Below are 16909 nucleotides of genomic sequence, written 5' to 3' on the forward strand. Positions count from 1 at the left end.
ACCCTTTCATGTGCGATAGATTTCACAATATGTTCTAATCAATAGAACATGTCGCAGGTAATATGATGACTTCCTCCAAAGAGCCCCTACCGCCGTATTTCAACATCGACCCGGCGAAAGCTGCGGAAAAGTTATCTGATCCTATCGACACAGCGCGATTCGCGAAAGCGGCGGCCTTTGCCGCACGTGGCCGAGAGGATCTCGCAAAACGGGGCTATTCCCCGGACGGAGAAAAACGTCTGCGCCGATTTTCAACTTGGGAAGTGTGCAAATATCTGATCCCATTGGCTCCGGCCCATTTCCGGCGCGTGCTGAAAAAGAACCCGGATTTGCCCCAAGGTGTCGGTGAAGGCAATTCGAAGTGGTATTCGCTAGAAGATGTTCTGAAATTACGGACGTTTTTTGCCGCAGAAGGGTCCGCAGACAAAGAATACCTGCCTTGGCGTCCCAAAGGCCTGCCCGCCAAAGTGATCGCTGTCAGCAATTTCAAAGGCGGGACATCAAAAACGACCACCACCGCGCATTTGGCCATGTCTGCTGCGCTTGACGGATACAAAGTGCTGGTGATCGACCTTGATAGCCAAGGGTCACTGACATCGATCATGGGGGGCAAGGTGGACGATGAATGGTCCACGGCCTTTCCCTTGATTGCCAAGGATTACGCACAGGCGCTGCAGGCGGAAAACGCCGTTCGCGCCGCAGCTGGCGAGGCCCCCCTGCCCTTTGACGAAACGCTGACGGAATCGTTGCAAACCTCCGCGCGCGACATCATTCAATCCACCCATTGGCCCAATATTGATCTGTTGGGCGCGCAGCTGAATCTTTACTGGGCCGAGTTCCAAATTCCGGTTTGGCGGATGGGATTGCGCAGCTGGCCGTTATGGGATGCGTTGACCAATGCGTTGAGCAACGAAACCATTTTGGATGATTACGACATCATCTTTTTGGACACGCCACCGGCACTTGGATATTTAACCATTAACGCATTGGCCGCTGCGGATATCTTGCTGGTACCGTTGGGGGCAAGTTTCTTGGAATTCGACTCTACGGGGCGGTTTTTTGACATGTTGTACTCGACCTTTGCCAGTGTCGAAGATGGCGAAAACGCCGCGCGACGTCGGTCAGGGCTGCCAGAGGTTAAGTTCGAATGGGACGCTGTTCGGGCCTTGATCACGCGATTTGACGCCAGTCAGCAGACCGATTTGGCCAATGTTATTCAGGCCTATTTTGGTGATTTTACCACAACCTATCGTCAGGAAATGACCGCAATGGTGGGTCAGGCTGGCGAGCAGGTAAATGGTATCTATGAGGCGGATTACAGAGAATTTAATCGTGACACCTATGTCAGGGGGCGTGAAACATTTGATCGCACTTGGGCCGAGGTCAAAGAGATCGTACTGGGCACATGGTGGCGTGATCTGAAGATGCAAGAAGAGGATGGTTCAAATGGCTAAGCGGAGAAAGCTAGAGACCCCAAGCGCTGACGATTTAAACCGGATCGAAGAGGAGTTTCGCCGCGAAACCACAAGCCGGGGCATGGTGGCACCGATCACCCAGGTGGCGGCTGATAGCGCAGCGCATCTGGAAACCGGATCGGTGGAGGATCGTGCTGAACAGGCACGTCACAAGCAGGATTCCGAACGCTTGAAACAGGCGCAGACGGACGGGCTTTTGATGACGGAAATCCCACTGGACGTCATCAATGCGGATGCGATGATCCGGGATCGTAGCCTGCTCGACGAAGGCGAAATGCAAGAGCTGTGCACCTCTATTGCGGCCCAAGGGTTGCGATTGCCGATTGAGGTGTTTGAGCTGCCGGAAAACGCAGGCAGTGAGACGCAATTTGGGCTGGTGTCGGGCTATCGTCGGCTGATGGCGTTTCGTATGTTGCTGGACCTGTCGGGGCAGTCGAAATATCAAACCATTCGCGCGATTATTCGCCCTCGAAAAGAGGCGGATGAATCCTTTGCGGCGATGGTTGAGGAAAACGAAATTCGCGCCAATCTGAGCCATTTTGAACGCGGACGCATTGCTGTGATTGCCGCCCAGCAGGGCGCGTTTGTCAACACCGAGGCGGCGATCAACACCTTGTTTGCCAGCGCATCAAAGGCAAAACGATCCAAGGTGCGGTCCTTTGCGATGATTTTTGAAGAGCTTGGGGATTTGTTAAGCTATCCTGAGGCGTTGACCGAAAAACGCGGATTGCGGTTGGCGGCGGCGTTGCGGATTGGGGCGGAATCTGAGCTGAGAGAAGCATTGGCCCGAGAGGCAGAAGACCCGGAAAATGAATGGGCGTTGGTTGAGCCGGCCGTTCTGAAAACCGAATTACAGCCCAAAGTTAACAGCCGGGGAGGGCGGCCATCACGGCCCAAATCCAGCCCGGTCAAGTGGCAGAAATCATCGCCTTTGCGGACCAGTTCAGGGATCACCATCCGGCGCGGAGAGGACGCAGATGGCCATGTTCTGCGCCTGGAAGGGCAGGGTTTGAGCGCTGATTTGATGGAAAGCCTGATGGCCGAGATTCAAGCCCTGTTGGAGAAGCCATAATCGGTTTCGCCGCGAAACCAAGCATCGGATCAAAAAGACGCTGTGGGTTTAACGTTCATAAGCGCGATATTAGTAATTTATTAACAATTTCGATGAATGCATGACGGCGTGTAAATTTCGGATTTGGATATAATGCAGCAACCGTCCAGTGACACAAATGTTAGGGCCGGTTGGCGCGGCTATTTGCCAACTTTGTACGTGGTGATGGCGATGATCACCGCCGGGCTGTTTGCAGACCAGCAACATTTGCGCATCGAACAACAGAACGAACGCGAACGTGTGCGCACACAGGTTGCACGATTGAGCACCTCTATTGAGAGCAGTTTGAACGCCCCAATCCAAGCGGGATATGGGTTGGTTTCTACATTGTCCGTAGAACCCAATATCGGTCAACGTCGGTTTGAATGGTTGAGCGCGCGGGTATTTGATCATCTGGATATGGTGATCAATGTCGGTGCGGCGAAAGACATGGTCGTGAATCTGGTTTATCCATTCGAAGAAAATCAATCGGCCATTGGGCTGGATTACAACCAAAATGACGCCCAGCGACAGGATGCGTTCCATGTGCGCGACACGGGTGAATTTATGCTTGTCGGCCCTGTGAACCTTGTTCAAGGGGGGTCTGCCTTTATTGGGCGCTACCCCGTCTTTGCCACCCAGGACGACACTCATGCCTTTTGGGGGTTGCTGTCCTTTGTGATCGATATCCCCAGCCTGTACGCGCAATCGGGTCTGACCGATCCTGATTTAGGGCTAGAGGTGGCCTTGGTCGGGGATCGCAGCACTGGCAAAGATCCGTTTTTCGGGGACTTTGATGTTTTGCGGGATGATCCGGTTTCAACCAGCGTTTTGTTCCGAAATGGGTTCTGGGAATTATACGCCCGCCCGATCGGCGGATGGGGCAGCACGGTCCATGTCGCGCGTTTTCAGGTCTTGATCACCTTAGTTGTGGGGGCGGTTTGTGCGTTGGCGTTTATGACCAACCGGATGTCGTTGCAGCGACAGGCAACGATCCTGACGCTTCAGCGGCGCGAACAGCAGCTAGAAGAGGCCCGCAGCGAGGTTGAGGTACTGGCCCTGCATGATCACCTGACAGGGCTGCCAAATCGCCGCTATTTGGATCGAAAACTGCGGCAAATGTCAGATGCCGATTTTCCGGGGCTTATTCAGATGGATTTGGACGGCTTTAAGGGCGTGAACGATTCCATGGGGCATTCGGTCGGCGATCAATTGTTGGTGCAGGTGGCAGATCGCCTAAAAGACGCAGCTGGCAGTGACACGTTTTTGGCGCGCAGTGGCGGGGATGAATTCGTGGTTTTGTGTTTGCCCAGAGCGGGTGATGATCAAACCGCATCCGAACGATTAGAAGACACCGCCAAACGGCTGATCGATTGTGTGCAACCGCCGTTTTCGGCCGGTAAGATGAAGCATCGGATTGGTCTGTCAGCGGGCATTCATGACGTAGGGCAGGGCGGGGATTTGACCCCGGATGAATGGCTGACACAGGCGGATCACGCGATGTATCGGGCCAAACAACACGGGCGCAACCGCTATCTGTTTTCCAAACAGAAAGAGACCGTCGCCAGCCCGGTTTTGTATCGCAATGATGAACTGCTAGAGGCTGTGAGCGCGGGGCAGATTATCCCTTATTACCAGCCGCAGTTTTCCCGCGACGGACGCCAGGTGGTCGGCGTAGAGGCGCTGGCGCGCTGGCAACATCCGCATTTGGGCATCGTGAGTCCGAAAGGGTTCATGGGGCAGGCGCATAGTTTGAAGATCGAAAACGATTTGGATCAGTGCATCCTGGAACGCGCCACGATGGATCTGGCGCATTGGGATGATCTGGGCCTGAACGTGCCGCAGATTTCGGTGAATGTTTCGTTTCGTCGGCTGAACGACCCCAATTTGATGGACATGGTGGATGCCACGGGCATCGACCCGTCACGGATCGCGTTTGAGCTGTTGGAATCTATCTTTTTGGATGATCAGAACAGCCGGTTGACCAACAATGTCGAAGCGTTGAAAGAGCGCGGGTTTCGGATTGAGATTGACGATTTTGGAACCGGCTATTCGTCGGTCACCAGTTTGCTGCGGCTGCGGCCTCATTGTTTCAAAATCGATCGATCGCTGGTTCAGGCCGCGCCTGCGTCACGTGAATATCGCAGGTTGCTGGCGACGATTACCGAAATGGGGCATGCTCTGAATATTGAGGTTTGCGCGGAAGGTATTGAAACCCAAGAACAATTTCGCACGGCCCGCGCGGTTGGCTGTACGATGATGCAAGGCTATCTTTTGTCCCGCCCAATGAGCGCTGACGCATTGCAAAGCTTTTTGGCGGGCGAAGAATACCTGCGCAAAGGCCCGATGGCTGGATAGGTCGCAATCGGGCGGGCTGGGGCATTATTCAGGGATGATGGCGCCCGGGGCGGCGATGACGCGCCCGGCCAAATCATGACCGGCTTGCATGGCTTGGCCAGAACTTTGACCCAGAGCAATCGCCGCCAGATATCCGGCGTTGAAACTGTCCCCGGCGGCGGTGGTGTCCACAACGTTAATTTTGACGTTTGAGGGTTCAAAAACATGCTCGCCTGCCAGATCAAGCGGTCCTTCGGGGCCGCGTTTCATCGCGCCACGGGTGACATTCCAACCTTTTAATCGGGCCGCAACGGCATCTGCATTTGCATCGGAAAACAAGGCCTGTTCGTCATCGACAGAAGGCAGCGCAATATCCGCCAGACGCCACATCTTCGCGTTGACGTCCCGGGCGGTTTGCGCATTTTCCCACAGGCGCGGGCGATAATTGCTGTCATAGACAATGGTGCCGCCCGCTGCGCTGAAATTCTGGGCCCAGCGGATCACCGCATCCCGGATCTCTGCGGGCAAAATGGCGATGGAAATCCCGGTAAACAGCACCATATCAAACCCGTCCAGATCGCGAAACGACACTGTGCCACCGGGTGAAAACAGCTGACGCGCCGCCGCGGCGGACCGCCAATAGCTGAAACTGCGTTCGCCGTTTTCATCCGTGTCGATGGCATACAGGCCGGGCATTTGCCCATCGCGTTGCTCAACCAGCGATGCATCAATTCCGTGCCGGTTGATTTCGTCCAGAATGCGATCCGAATAGGGGTCCGTGCCCAACGCCGTCACATACGCCACCGACACGTCACTGCCGCGCAACGCACGCGCAAGGTAAACGGCGGTGTTAAAGGTGTCTCCGGCCACGCCGACGCGGGCGGAGCCGTCGGGTTTTGCGATCAGCTCGATCATGACTTCGCCAATGCAGGCGATGCGGCGGATGGGCCGTTTGGCGGTCATTTAAAAATCTCCAAGAGTTTGGCGCGACGGATCCCAAATTCAGCGGGCTGGGGGCGTCTGTTGGTCAGGGTCCCCGGGCGCAAGTGCAGCACCGTAGATGCCATGATTTGATCTGCTGCTCTGCCGGTCATGTGGTGTTCTTTGTGCGGGTGGAATTGGGTTTTTTGTATGACGAAACAATCGCCACAGGCAAGCTGATTGACAAAACCCCCAATTTGGTAGGGCCAAAGGCGGACCCCACGCCCAAAACAGGCATGGGGTTTAGGGATTAATCCAGATCATCCGGCAGAAGGCCGGCGGGCAAATTCTGATAGCTGACGGGGCGCAGGAACCGGCGGATCGACAAGGTGCCAACAGAGGTCGCGCCAAAGTTGGTCGAGGCCGGGTAGGGGCCGCCATGCACCATCGCGTCACAGACCTCCACCCCGGTGGGAAACCCGTTGGCCAAAACACGCCCCGCTTTGCGTTCCAGGATCGGCAGCAAGGCGCGCGCGGTGGTGGTGTCGTCTTCGTCCAGATGCAGCGTGCAGGTCAATTGCCCGACCATCGCATGGGCGACGTCGAACATTTCCGCCTCTGAGGTGACGGTGATGACCATGGCCAACGGGCCGAACACCTCTTCTTGTAGGGTGGGGTTGGCCAGCCATGTCTGGGCGGTGGCTTTGAACAGATACGGCGTGGCGCTGCGTGCGTCACAGGTCGATGTCATGACCTGTTCGACATGGTCCGCGCCGGTGAATTGGTCACGCCCGTGATGAAACGCCTGCGCAATGCCGGATGTCAGCATGGTCTGGGCGCCGACCTGTTCCAACGCCTGTGCGGTGGCGGCGACAAAGGCGTCTGCCGCGTCGCCGTCAAACAGGATGGCGATGCCGGGATTGGTGCAGAACTGGCCCGCGCCCATGGTCAATGACGCAGCCCAGCCCGTGGCCAGATCCGCGCCTTTGTTCGCCAGCGCGCCGGGCAGCATAAACATCGGATTGACGCTGCCCAATTCGCCGAAAAACGGGATCGGTTCGGGACGCGATGCACAGAGGTCAAACAGCGCACGACCCCCGCCCAGTGATCCGGTAAAGCCCACGGCCTTGATCAATGGATGTTGCACAACGGCCTGACCCACGGCGCGATTGCCGCCTTGGATTTGGCTGAACACGCCGGGGTGGATGTCACAGGATTTAATAGCGGCATCAATGGCTTGGGCAACCAGATCAGACACGCCGGGATGGGCGGAATGGCCTTTGACCACCACAGGGCAACCGGCGGCCAATGCGGCGGCGGTGTCGCCCCCAGCGGTGGAAAAGGCCAGCGGAAAGTTGGACGCGCCAAACACGGCGACGGGACCGATGGGGCGTTGCATCAGGCGAATGTCGGGCCGGGGCAGGGGCGCGCGATCGGGCAGGGCGGCATTATAACGTCGGTCCAGATAATCGCCAGATTCGATGTGATCCGCGAACAGGTTCAGCTGTCCGGTGGTGCGGCCGCGTTCGCCGTTCAGGCGGGCCTCTGGCAGGCCGGTTTCTTTGGTGCCTTGGGCGGTGATGGCTGCGCCACGCCGGTCGATTTCATGGGCAATGGCGCGCAAAAATGCCGCGCGTTTGGTGCGGGGCAGGGCGGAATAGGACCAAAATGCCTGTTCGGCGGCCTGCGCGGCGCGGTCGACCAAATCGGGGGTTCCGGTGGCAAAATGATCCACGTCCCCAAAGGCAGGTTCGTTGGCAAAAGTTGCCTCTGCGCCGACCCATTGGCCTGCGATCAGGTGTTTGCCCATGAGGGGGATGGTCGCGACTTTGGGGTCCAGCAAATCTGAATGTGTCATGGTGGCTACTTTCGTCAAAAGGGAAGTGTGAGGCCGGTATGTCAAACCAACAAAGCGCGTCCCGACAGACGGGCCGCGCGATGTGGCTGGGGGCGACCGGCGGATCCTGTGCCGGTCGCCATATTTCGGCATTTATGAGAACAACATGCCGCCATTGATGTCGACATTGGCACCGGTGACAAAGGACGCTTCGTCAGAGGCAAGGAACACCGCGGCTTTGGCCACTTCTTGGGATGTGCCTTCGCGTTTCAGCGGGGTGATGTTGGCCACATGGGTGCGCACTTCGTCTTTGGTAAAGATGTTGTGGAAATCCGTGTCGATCATGCCGGGGCACAGGGAATTGACGCGGATTTTTGGGCCCAGCTCTTTGGCCAGGCCGCGGGTCAATGTGATCATCGCACCCTTTGAGGCGCCATAGGCCGTGGCACCGGGCCCCCCCCCGTCACGGCCCGCCTGAGATGCCATGGACACAATCGACGATCCGTCGGTCATGTGGGGCAGGCATTCGCGCACGGCCAGCACAAATGAGGTCAGGTTCACATCCATCACTGCGTTCCAGTGATCCAATGTCATGTCTTCCATTTTCACGCGCGCCAGAATGCCGCCGGTGACGTGGATCAGCGTGTCGATCTGGCCAAAGTCAGCGACGGTTTTGGCAACCAATGCTTTGATGTCGGCCTCTTTGGTTAGATCACCCTGCATCGCAAAGGCATTGCCGCCCGCCGCTTTGATGTCTGCCACCGCAGATTCAGCACCTTCGGAGCTGGCGTGATAATTGATGGCAACATTGGCACCTTGGGCTGCCAGTTCCATCACACATGCGCGACCAATGTCACGACCGCCGCCCGTCACAATCGCTGTTTTACCTTTAAGTTTCATTGTCTTCTCCAGTTTGAATTAGGTTCGCCCGTTCACAAAATCGGGCGGTTATTCAGGTTAAATTGCGGTGCTGGCCAGTTTTTTCATGACCACTTTGAACGCGTTTTCATCGGCATCGGTGAAATACAGATCACAGTCGTAGCCCTGATCATCCATGAAGTGGAAAATCCGTTTTGGGGCGTTTTTGGGATAGGGGACCAGCAGGGTTGCGATGCGGTGGCGGCGCGATTTTGGATAGGTCACGCTGAGGAAGGACCCGATGGGCTGGTCTTTGATTTCGGCCATGTCGACACCGGGATAGCCTTTGGTCTGGCTGATCTGGGGCGTGCCGGATTCCGACCAGATGACCTGACCGTAAAACCCGGCCTTTTCGCCGGTCATGCGGAACGAATTTTCGCCCAGCTCAAAGCCGTGATTGGCGTGCAGCCGCCATTCGATGTCGATGTCTTGGCTGGCATCGATGCTGTCCACGATGATGAAATAGCTGTCGCGGACAAAATAGACTTCGCGTTCCACGGACGTGACTTCTGGGGATACCAGTTTGTAGGCCGGGGTGGCGTCGCCTTTGATATAGATGTGATCGTCGTGTTGCTGGGCGGCTTTGATCGTGCCGACCGATTGCATTTGCATGGCTTTGTCGCGGCCCGCATATTGGCCCTGCCCATTGATCAGGATCGCGTTTTTTGATTTGGTCTGTTTGCGCCAATCCTGATGCATCGAGCTGTTGAACGACACGTAATAACCCGATTGCACGGCCAGATCTTCGCCATAGGCGGACAGGCAAAACGCGTTTTGATCTCCGTGGCTGTGGCTGATCGCCCCAAAGGGGGACGCCTTCATCACGAATTGAATATGCTGGTCGGGATCATCCAGACGAAGCTGGATCGCAGCCCATCCGATCCCTTTGAAAAACCGCAATTTGTCGATGTCAGACGGGGCAACTGCGTCAATCACCGGCCAATCGGTGCGATACAGCATTTCGTCAAAATTCAGGTCCCACCAGCCGTAATTGTAAAACGCCATTTCGGTGCCGGGATCGTTGCGTTTGATTTCGTCGTAATACCATTGATAGGCGCCATTGCCGGTCACACCCGCAAATTGACGCAGGTTATAGCCGATTTTCAGGCAGGGCAGATCGCCCATGGTGCTGTCATCGCCAAAGGTGGCACGGCGTGTATCGGGCGCTTTGGTATAAAGCGGCATGTCGCCGGTTTTCTGGAAAAAGGGCCGGTCATACAGGTTCAGCCCGGTGTACAATTTCAGCAGGTTCGCGGCTTCGGTCAGGTAGGCCATGCCGGTCATCCAGTAATGCGGCCCCTCGGCCCAGCCGCCATCCGTGTCACCCCAGGGCGAATAGACGGTGAACAGAAATTCGATGGAATAATCCAGCCAGTCGCGGGCTTCTGGTTCTTCGTTCAGCAGGGCGATGCTGGCGGGGATCAGCACCGCATAAACCGCCCGCACAGCATGGCTGTCATAGGGGAACAGGTGGATATTGGCGTGTTTGATGATGTGATCGGCAATCTCGCGGGTGCGGATCAGCAGGGATGCGCGCACCATGTCGCGTTCGTCCTGTGTCAGATCATGATACAGCCAATCATAGCCCCAAGCCAGCGCATCGGTGACGCGAAACGCCCATTCGTCGGTATAGCCGCGTGACGTGGTGCCGGCGGGGTCCCAGCTGGCCACTTCGAGCAGCCATTCCTTGGCGCGGGCCACCATGTCGGGATTGTCGGTGACATGTCCGCCGATTGCCAGATGACGGATCGCATAGATCAGTTCCTGACAATCAATGTAGGTTTGACGCCAGATCGACGCGACCCGTTTGTGATCGGGATAGCCCGCAGGTTCGCCCATCACGGGGCGGTCCATCCATGGCAGCACGGATTTTTCGTAAAACGTGGACCATGTGCAATGATCGGCATCTTTGGCCACGGCGGATTTGAATTTTTTCAACCCCTTAGGCCCCAGCCAAAGACGGGGATGTGCGCCGTCCGCATCTGCATAGCGGGCTTGGCGGTCGGGCAAGGGGATCACGGGCAGATCGGCGGCCACATCAAAGCTGCGCGATGTGGACCAGTCGGTTTTTGGCGCGCCGGATTGCGCATCCCAAACCGCATAGGACCAGTGATATTGACCCGGTTCAAACGCCGCATCAGGCGTGTGGAAATTCAGCGGAATGTCAGAAAACACCTGCGTTTTGGCGGCGGGATATTCTGGATCGGGTGAGACCCGCAAAACATAGCTGGCTTCGTCTTCGACCACGGGCAACCACATGAAACGGGGCGGGTTTTCCACCACAGAACCGCCATCTGGTGCGTATTGAATGTTCAGCCGCCCGGCGCGGGGTTCGTCCAGATAGGCCAATGTAGAAGTCGTCGTCGCCATCGAATTGTGGTCCTTGAATAAAGAAAAAGATGGGCCGCCCCGCAAACTGGAGAGCAGGGCAGCCCGGCAGTCGCCTATTCGCCGTATTGACGGTCATAGGCGGATTGCATCGCGGCCAGCACTTCGGTCATGCCGAGGCGATCCAGCTGCGCCAGATAATCGTCCCATTCGTCCTCGACGTTACCGGTGCCCAAAATCCACGCTTGCTGACGTTCCAGCATATAGGTGCGGATGCTGATCCAGTGATCGTCATAGACGTCTTGTTCGGCTTCGTTGAAGGCCACGCCCAGGAACTGATCAATCAGGTAATCGCCTTGGTCATATAGGGCGATGCCGCGCAGCGCGTGTTCGTTGCTCCACTGGATTTCATAATTGTAATCCTGCCAGAACCCACGCCGCACCTGCGCGCCGATATTGTTCAGCTTGGCGTTCACAGCGCCATCTTGGGCTAGGAATTCTTCGGTAAAGACGGGGGCGCCGTCAACCAGCGTGTATTGTTCCCCTTCGATGCCGAAATTGGCCAAACGGCGGCCTTCTTCGGACCACCAGAAATCCATGTATTTGATGGTTTCGACAGGGTTTTCATTGGTATAGCTGATCGCCCAGCCTTCGGGTTTGATCGGGATGCGACGGTGTTCTTCCATGCGCACGCCGCTGATGGATTCAGGCGGTGGGAAGGCTTGGAATGAAAAGCCGGGCACAGCTTCGGCAACGGAATCGTTGTAGCCTGCGGTAGAGGCAAACCAGTCATGGGTGAACCCGCCCAGATCGTTGGACAGCAGATAATCGCGCGCAGATGATCCACGTGTGAACACTTCTGGATCGATCAGACCCTCTGCGTACCATTGCGCGATATGTTTGATGCCGTCGCGGTAGCCGTCACCGACATAGCCGTGGCGCACTTCGCCGTCCGCAATGTGGAAATCGTGATAGGTGTCCGACCCAGAGCTGCGACCATCCCAGAACGTGACCAGACGCAGGATTTCTTCCCAATTGCGGAAAAACGCGGGCACTTCGTCCATTTCGCCGTTGCCGTTTGGATCTCCATTGCGGAATGCAGTCAGAACCGCGTGCAGCTCTTCGACGTTTTGGGGATGGTCCAGACCCAGCGTTTCCAGCCAGTCTTCGCGGATGAAATAGGCGCGGCCATATTTGCCATCTGTCAGATAGGGCACAAAATACATGTTGCCATCCGCCGCGAGGGCCGAGGCAAAGATTTCAGGGCGCGCATCCATTTGCGCCTGAATGTTTGGCGCATATTCAGCGATCAGATCCTGAAGCGGAATGAACGCGCCTTCGGGGCCATAGCGGTTGGCATTGTCTTTGAACCGGGCACCGCCCACGATGTCGGGAATGTCGCCTGAGGCCAACATCAGGTTGAACGCTTCTTCGCTGTCGGTGGTGTTGCCTGCGGTGGCGTTGCGCAGGGACACGCCGGTCATGCGCGCGGCTTCTTGTTCGACGGGCCAATCATCCACATAGGTAAAACGGCGGTCGTGCAAATGGATCGATAATTCAAGCGGTTCGTCCACAACTTGCAAATGCCCATCGGCCATCACGCTGGCGGGTGTGGTCAGAACAGTGGTGGCAAGGGCCACCGCCCAAAACGTCGAATTTCGCATATTATCCTCCCTAAGGTTCATGCGTTTGGTCATTCTTTGACACCGCCAACAAGGATGCCGCGGTTGAAGTATTTCTGGATGAACGGGTAGACGATCAGCACCGGGATGATCGAACAGACGATGATCGCGGCCGTGACCGTTTCGACGGAATAGGCGGCGTTCATGGCGGTGGCTGAAAACTGATCATCGGCTGTCAATTCGACGATCACGCGGCGCAGATAGACCTGCAATGGCAGTTTGTCTTGGTCGTTCAACAGCACCATCGCCCAGAAAAATCCGTTCCAGCGCGACACGATACAAAACAGCGTCACCGTGGCGATGGCGGGTTTGGACAGGGGCACATAGACCTTCCACAACACTTGGAAATCATTGGCGCCATCCATGCGGGCGGCCTCTTCGAAACTGGCGGGGATGCCTTCGAAAAAGTTGCGCAAAAGGATGATGTTAAACCCGTTGACCGCAAAGCCGATGATGATGCCAAAATAGCTGTCCAGCAGGCCCAAATCGCGCATGTTCAGGAAAAACGGGATCATGCCAGCGTGGAACCACATGGTGAACGCGACCATCAGATTCCAGAACCGGCGGCCCTTTAGCTGGGGGCGCGACAGGGCGTAGGATCCGGGGATGATGATGATCAGGCTCATGATCACGCCGCCGATCGTATAGATGAACGTGTTTTTGTAGCTGATCCAGAATTCTGACGAACTGAGCACCCATTTATAGGCTTCGAATGTGGTTTCGATAGGCCCCAGCACCACATTGCCCGCCGCCGCCTGCCCCCCCGAACTGAGCGAAATCGACGCGATATAAAGGAACGGGTACAACGTCGACAGCGTGAACAGCCCGATCAGGAACATGTTGATATAGGCAAACAATTTGTCGCCGCGCGAATAGAGGTTCATATTCTGCATGATCAGCCCCTTACCAAAGCGAAGTTTTGGAAACGCGGCGGGAAATTGTGTTGGCGGTCATCACCAGCACAAAGGCCACCACGGCGTTGAACAGACCGGCTGCGCCTGCCAGATCGTATTGTCCGGCTTGCAGGCCCTGACGATAGATAAAGGTGTTGACCACATCCGCCGTTTGATAGGTCGCGGGCTGATACAGCAGGATGATCATTTCAAACCCGACCTCCAGCAGATTGCCGATGCGGATGATCAGCATGAAGATGATCGTGGGCAGGATCGACGGCAGGGTGATTTTCCAGACCATCTGCCAACGGGACGCCCCGTCGATGACCGCACTTTCGTAGAGGGATGGATTGACCCCGGCGATGGCGGCCAGAAACACGATGGAGGAAAACCCGGCCTCTTGCCAAATGGTGGACCCGATATAGATGGGACGGAACCATTCCGGCTTGGTCAGGAAATAGACGGAATCGACTCCAAACCAGCCAATCACCGTGTTCACGATCCCCGCAGAGGGGGAAAAGGCGGTGATCACGATCCCGGCGATAATCACCGACGAAATAAAGTGCGGCAGATAGGTGATCGTCTGGGCGGTGCGTTTGAAAAACTGGTTCAGGATTTCGTTGAACATCAACGCCAGAAAGATCGGCACAGGGAACCCGATACACAGGCTGAGGGCGGATAATGTGACGGTGTTTTTCAGGGCGCGGATGAACTGATCATTGGCAAACAGCGCATGAAAATGGTCCAGCCCAACCCAAGGCGATCCCTGAATGCCGCGAAAGATGCTGTAATCTTTGAACGCGATTTGCAGGCCATACATGGGTTTATAAAGGAACACGAGCAGCCAGATGATCGTGGGCGCCAGCAGGATATAAAGCTGCCAATTGGCGCGCATATGATCGGCAAAGTGATGCAGCCTGGAATTGTGATTTTCCATCTCTAACCCGCCCTAAATCGTGCCTGGATGGCCAAACGCCATGCCGGATTCCCCGTCGAAAACTTTGATCTGTTCGGGGGCGATGGACAGGGATGTGACATCGCTTAGTCGCATGACTTCGCCGTTTGTGTCGGCTTTGATGACAAAGGGTTTGTTGGCCACATGGGTGTGCAGCAACGCCTCAGAACCCAGGGTTTCGATCAGGTCCAGTTCGACCGGCAATTGTGACCCGCCCGCGATCGGGGTGATCGATACATGTTCGGGGCGCATGCCGACAACGATCTTGCGACCGGTGGCGTTTTTCAACGCGTCCAAAGCGGGCAATTGCACATCCACATCCCCGATTTTGGCGACGGGTCCGGCATCATTAGACCCAACAACGGCGTCGATCTGGTTCATCGGGGGCGATCCGATAAACCCCGCAACAAAGGTGTTCACCGGGTTGTTGAACAGGTCCATCGGCGTGCCGATCTGTTCGATTTTGCCGTCGCTCATCACCACAATGCGGTCGGCCAAGGTCATGGCTTCGACCTGATCATGGGTCACATAAATGCTGGTCACGCCCAGACGATTATGCAGGCGTTTAATCTCGGCGCGCATTTGGGTGCGCAGCTTGGCGTCCAGATTGGACAAGGGTTCGTCAAACAGGAACACTTCGGGATGGCGCACAATCGCGCGGCCCATGGCAACCCGTTGGCGCTGACCGCCGGACAAATCCGCGGGGCGGCGATCCAGATATTCGCTCAGCCCCAGAATATCGGCGACCTCGGAAACGGACTGGACGATCTGGTCTTTCTTGACCTTACGAATGCGCAGGCCAAACGCGATATTGTCGGCCACATTCAGGTGCGGGTATAGGGCGTAGTTCTGAAACACCATCGCCACATCGCGGTCTTTGGGCGCAACTCGATTGACCACACGATCGGCGATTTTGAGCACCCCGTCGGAAATTTCTTCTAGCCCGGCGATCATCCGCAACGTCGTGGATTTGCCACAGCCAGACGGGCCAACCAACACGACAAATTCCTGAGGCGCGATTTCCAAGTCGATCCCGTGGACCACTTCGACCGCCCCGTAGCGTTTGACAATTTGCTCAAGAACTACGCCTGACATGTTTCCTCCATCCCCTGATGCACGCCGCCATTGGGGGATTTCCCCCGCTTTTGGCGTGACCGCGTCGTGTTAAGTGTTTCGATAAAAGCCAGCAGGTCGGGGCGATCCGCGATGACTTTGGCTTCGTTCCGTTTGTTGTGGATACGCCGTAGATGGCGCACGCGATGCACATCGGCCTGCGTGCGATGAATGACGTCCCAGACATGCGGCACGCCGGCGACCTCAAAAATGGTTTTGTGCAGCAGCTCATCCAGATGAAAGAACCCTTCGTGGTTCTTTTGGGCGACGCACCGCTCTTGCTGGGCCATGATATCGGCAAAGATGTCCCTGAAATCACGTCGGTTTTTATGCTTAGCGGCGGCGCGCACCCCGCCAATTTCAAGGTGCAGGCGGGTAAAACAGGCCGCGGCGTAGCGATTTACATTTAAAGGGGCGACATAGGTGCCACTTTTGGGAACAATATTTACAAGTTCAACTTCTTCGAGCCGAATGATCGCTTCGCGGACCGGGGTTTTGCTGGCGCTGAAAATCTGGGCGACTTCTTTTTCTGAAATCAGCTGACCGGGATAGATTTTGAGGGTCACGATCAGGTTTCGCAGGTGGTTATATACCTGATTTGCCACAGAAATATCACCATTTAGGGTGATACCCCTTAGCAAGTCACTTAGCGAAACATCCCGCGCAAATTCAGGGCGCGGATGTGCGTGATCTGATGGCATATCATCCCCTCCCTGAGCTGACATGCAGAAACTAGTATCTTAGTTGTGCAAATTTGACAATCCAAATATTTACAAATTAATTACAACATTGATGTTTTGGTGAAATTGTAAAATATTGCATCCTCGCGCCCGTAAAATGCGTGGTCAGAAATCTGGATAAAGCCCGCAGATGTCGGTTTGATTCGGATTGGGTTGGTAAAAGTCGTAAACTTACATTGACGTTTCACCGATTTAAAAATACAAGTTTTTACAAATATGACCCCGTTCAATATTGCGAAATATTGCGTGAAAGGACGACCCGGATGAAAGTGAATTCAGATAATGCGTCAGAGTGGATGATTTCTGGGCCGGGGGCAAAGCGGCGTTTGTTGTGTGAAAACAAAGCGTTGATGATGGTCGAGTTTCGATTTGAAACCGGCGGTATCGGCGCGCCGCATCACCATGTCCACACCCAGACAACCTATGTGGCGTCGGGACTGTTTGAATTCACCCTGTCGGGCGAAACCAAAGTGTTGAAACCCGGGGACGGGCTTTTGATCCCATCCAACGCGGTTCATTCCTGTATTTGTCTACAAGAGGGCGTGCTGTTTGATGCCTTTGCGCCGCGGCGGGACGATTTTATGCAGGCCCATGGTTGGCCGCTGAGCTAGATCCGCGAG

The 16909-nt window shown here is 55.9% G+C and carries 13 protein-coding genes; 4 read left to right on the forward strand and 9 right to left on the reverse strand.

What is annotated here, in order from left to right; translation table 11 throughout:
• Nucleotides 1-65 precede the first annotated feature (65 nt).
• From AB1F12_RS17090 to AB1F12_RS17100, 3 genes are all read left to right on the forward strand, one after another.
• Nucleotides 66-1454, forward strand: a complete 1389-nt coding sequence (locus AB1F12_RS17090) for an AAA family ATPase (protein WP_368188525.1) — start codon at nucleotides 66-68, stop codon at nucleotides 1452-1454.
• A complete protein-coding gene (locus tag AB1F12_RS17095; RefSeq protein WP_368188496.1) occupies nucleotides 1447-2547 on the forward strand; it encodes a ParB/RepB/Spo0J family partition protein in 1101 nt (366 codons plus the stop codon). The genes AB1F12_RS17090 and AB1F12_RS17095 overlap by 8 nt, the downstream gene beginning before the upstream one ends.
• A gap of 132 nt (nucleotides 2548-2679) precedes the next feature.
• Nucleotides 2680-4923, forward strand: a complete 2244-nt coding sequence (locus AB1F12_RS17100; protein WP_368188497.1) for an EAL domain-containing protein — start codon at nucleotides 2680-2682, stop codon at nucleotides 4921-4923.
• 24 nt (nucleotides 4924-4947) lie between these two features.
• On the opposite strand, the gene AB1F12_RS17105 is transcribed toward AB1F12_RS17100, so the two are convergent.
• The 9 genes from AB1F12_RS17105 to AB1F12_RS17145 all read right to left on the reverse strand — a co-directional run bounded on the left by AB1F12_RS17105 (nucleotide 4948) and on the right by AB1F12_RS17145 (nucleotide 16250).
• Nucleotides 4948-5865, reverse strand: a complete 918-nt coding sequence (locus tag AB1F12_RS17105; RefSeq protein WP_368188498.1) for a sugar kinase — start codon at nucleotides 5863-5865, stop codon at nucleotides 4948-4950.
• 268 nt (nucleotides 5866-6133) lie between these two features.
• Nucleotides 6134-7681: an aldehyde dehydrogenase (NADP(+)) gene (locus AB1F12_RS17110; protein WP_368188499.1), complete on the reverse strand. Its 1548-nt coding sequence runs from the start codon at nucleotides 7679-7681 to the stop codon at nucleotides 6134-6136.
• 132 nt (nucleotides 7682-7813) lie between these two features.
• A complete protein-coding gene (locus AB1F12_RS17115; protein WP_368188500.1) occupies nucleotides 7814-8560 on the reverse strand; it encodes an SDR family NAD(P)-dependent oxidoreductase in 747 nt (248 codons plus the stop codon).
• A gap of 57 nt (nucleotides 8561-8617) precedes the next feature.
• Complete coding sequence (locus tag AB1F12_RS17120; RefSeq protein WP_368188501.1) at nucleotides 8618-10948, reverse strand: DUF4962 domain-containing protein; 2331 nt, start codon at nucleotides 10946-10948, stop codon at nucleotides 8618-8620.
• A 74-nt stretch (nucleotides 10949-11022) separates the two neighbouring features.
• A complete protein-coding gene (locus tag AB1F12_RS17125) occupies nucleotides 11023-12570 on the reverse strand; it encodes an extracellular solute-binding protein (RefSeq protein ID WP_368188502.1) in 1548 nt (515 codons plus the stop codon).
• Nucleotides 12571-12599: 29 nt separating this feature from the next.
• Complete coding sequence (locus tag AB1F12_RS17130) at nucleotides 12600-13481, reverse strand: carbohydrate ABC transporter permease (RefSeq protein ID WP_368188503.1); 882 nt, start codon at nucleotides 13479-13481, stop codon at nucleotides 12600-12602.
• A 10-nt stretch (nucleotides 13482-13491) separates the two neighbouring features.
• Nucleotides 13492-14418: an ABC transporter permease gene (locus AB1F12_RS17135; protein ID WP_368188504.1), complete on the reverse strand. Its 927-nt coding sequence runs from the start codon at nucleotides 14416-14418 to the stop codon at nucleotides 13492-13494.
• 12 nt (nucleotides 14419-14430) lie between these two features.
• Complete coding sequence (locus tag AB1F12_RS17140) at nucleotides 14431-15531, reverse strand: ABC transporter ATP-binding protein (protein WP_368188505.1); 1101 nt, start codon at nucleotides 15529-15531, stop codon at nucleotides 14431-14433.
• The gene (locus AB1F12_RS17145; protein WP_368188506.1) at nucleotides 15519-16250 is read right to left on the reverse strand and encodes a GntR family transcriptional regulator; all 732 of its coding nucleotides are present in this window, start codon (nucleotides 16248-16250) and stop codon (nucleotides 15519-15521) included. Before AB1F12_RS17145 ends, AB1F12_RS17140 begins: the two co-directional genes overlap by 13 nt.
• Before the next feature lie 302 nt (nucleotides 16251-16552).
• Here AB1F12_RS17145 and AB1F12_RS17150 point away from each other — a divergent pair, with 302 nt between their 5' ends.
• Nucleotides 16553-16900, forward strand: coding sequence for a cupin domain-containing protein (locus AB1F12_RS17150; protein WP_368188507.1), 348 nt, complete (start codon nucleotides 16553-16555; stop codon nucleotides 16898-16900).
• Nucleotides 16901-16909: the final 9 nt, after the last annotated feature.

It is taken from the genome of Aestuariibius sp. HNIBRBA575 (assembly GCF_040932005.1).
Lineage (GTDB): Bacteria > Pseudomonadota > Alphaproteobacteria > Rhodobacterales > Rhodobacteraceae > CANLNM01.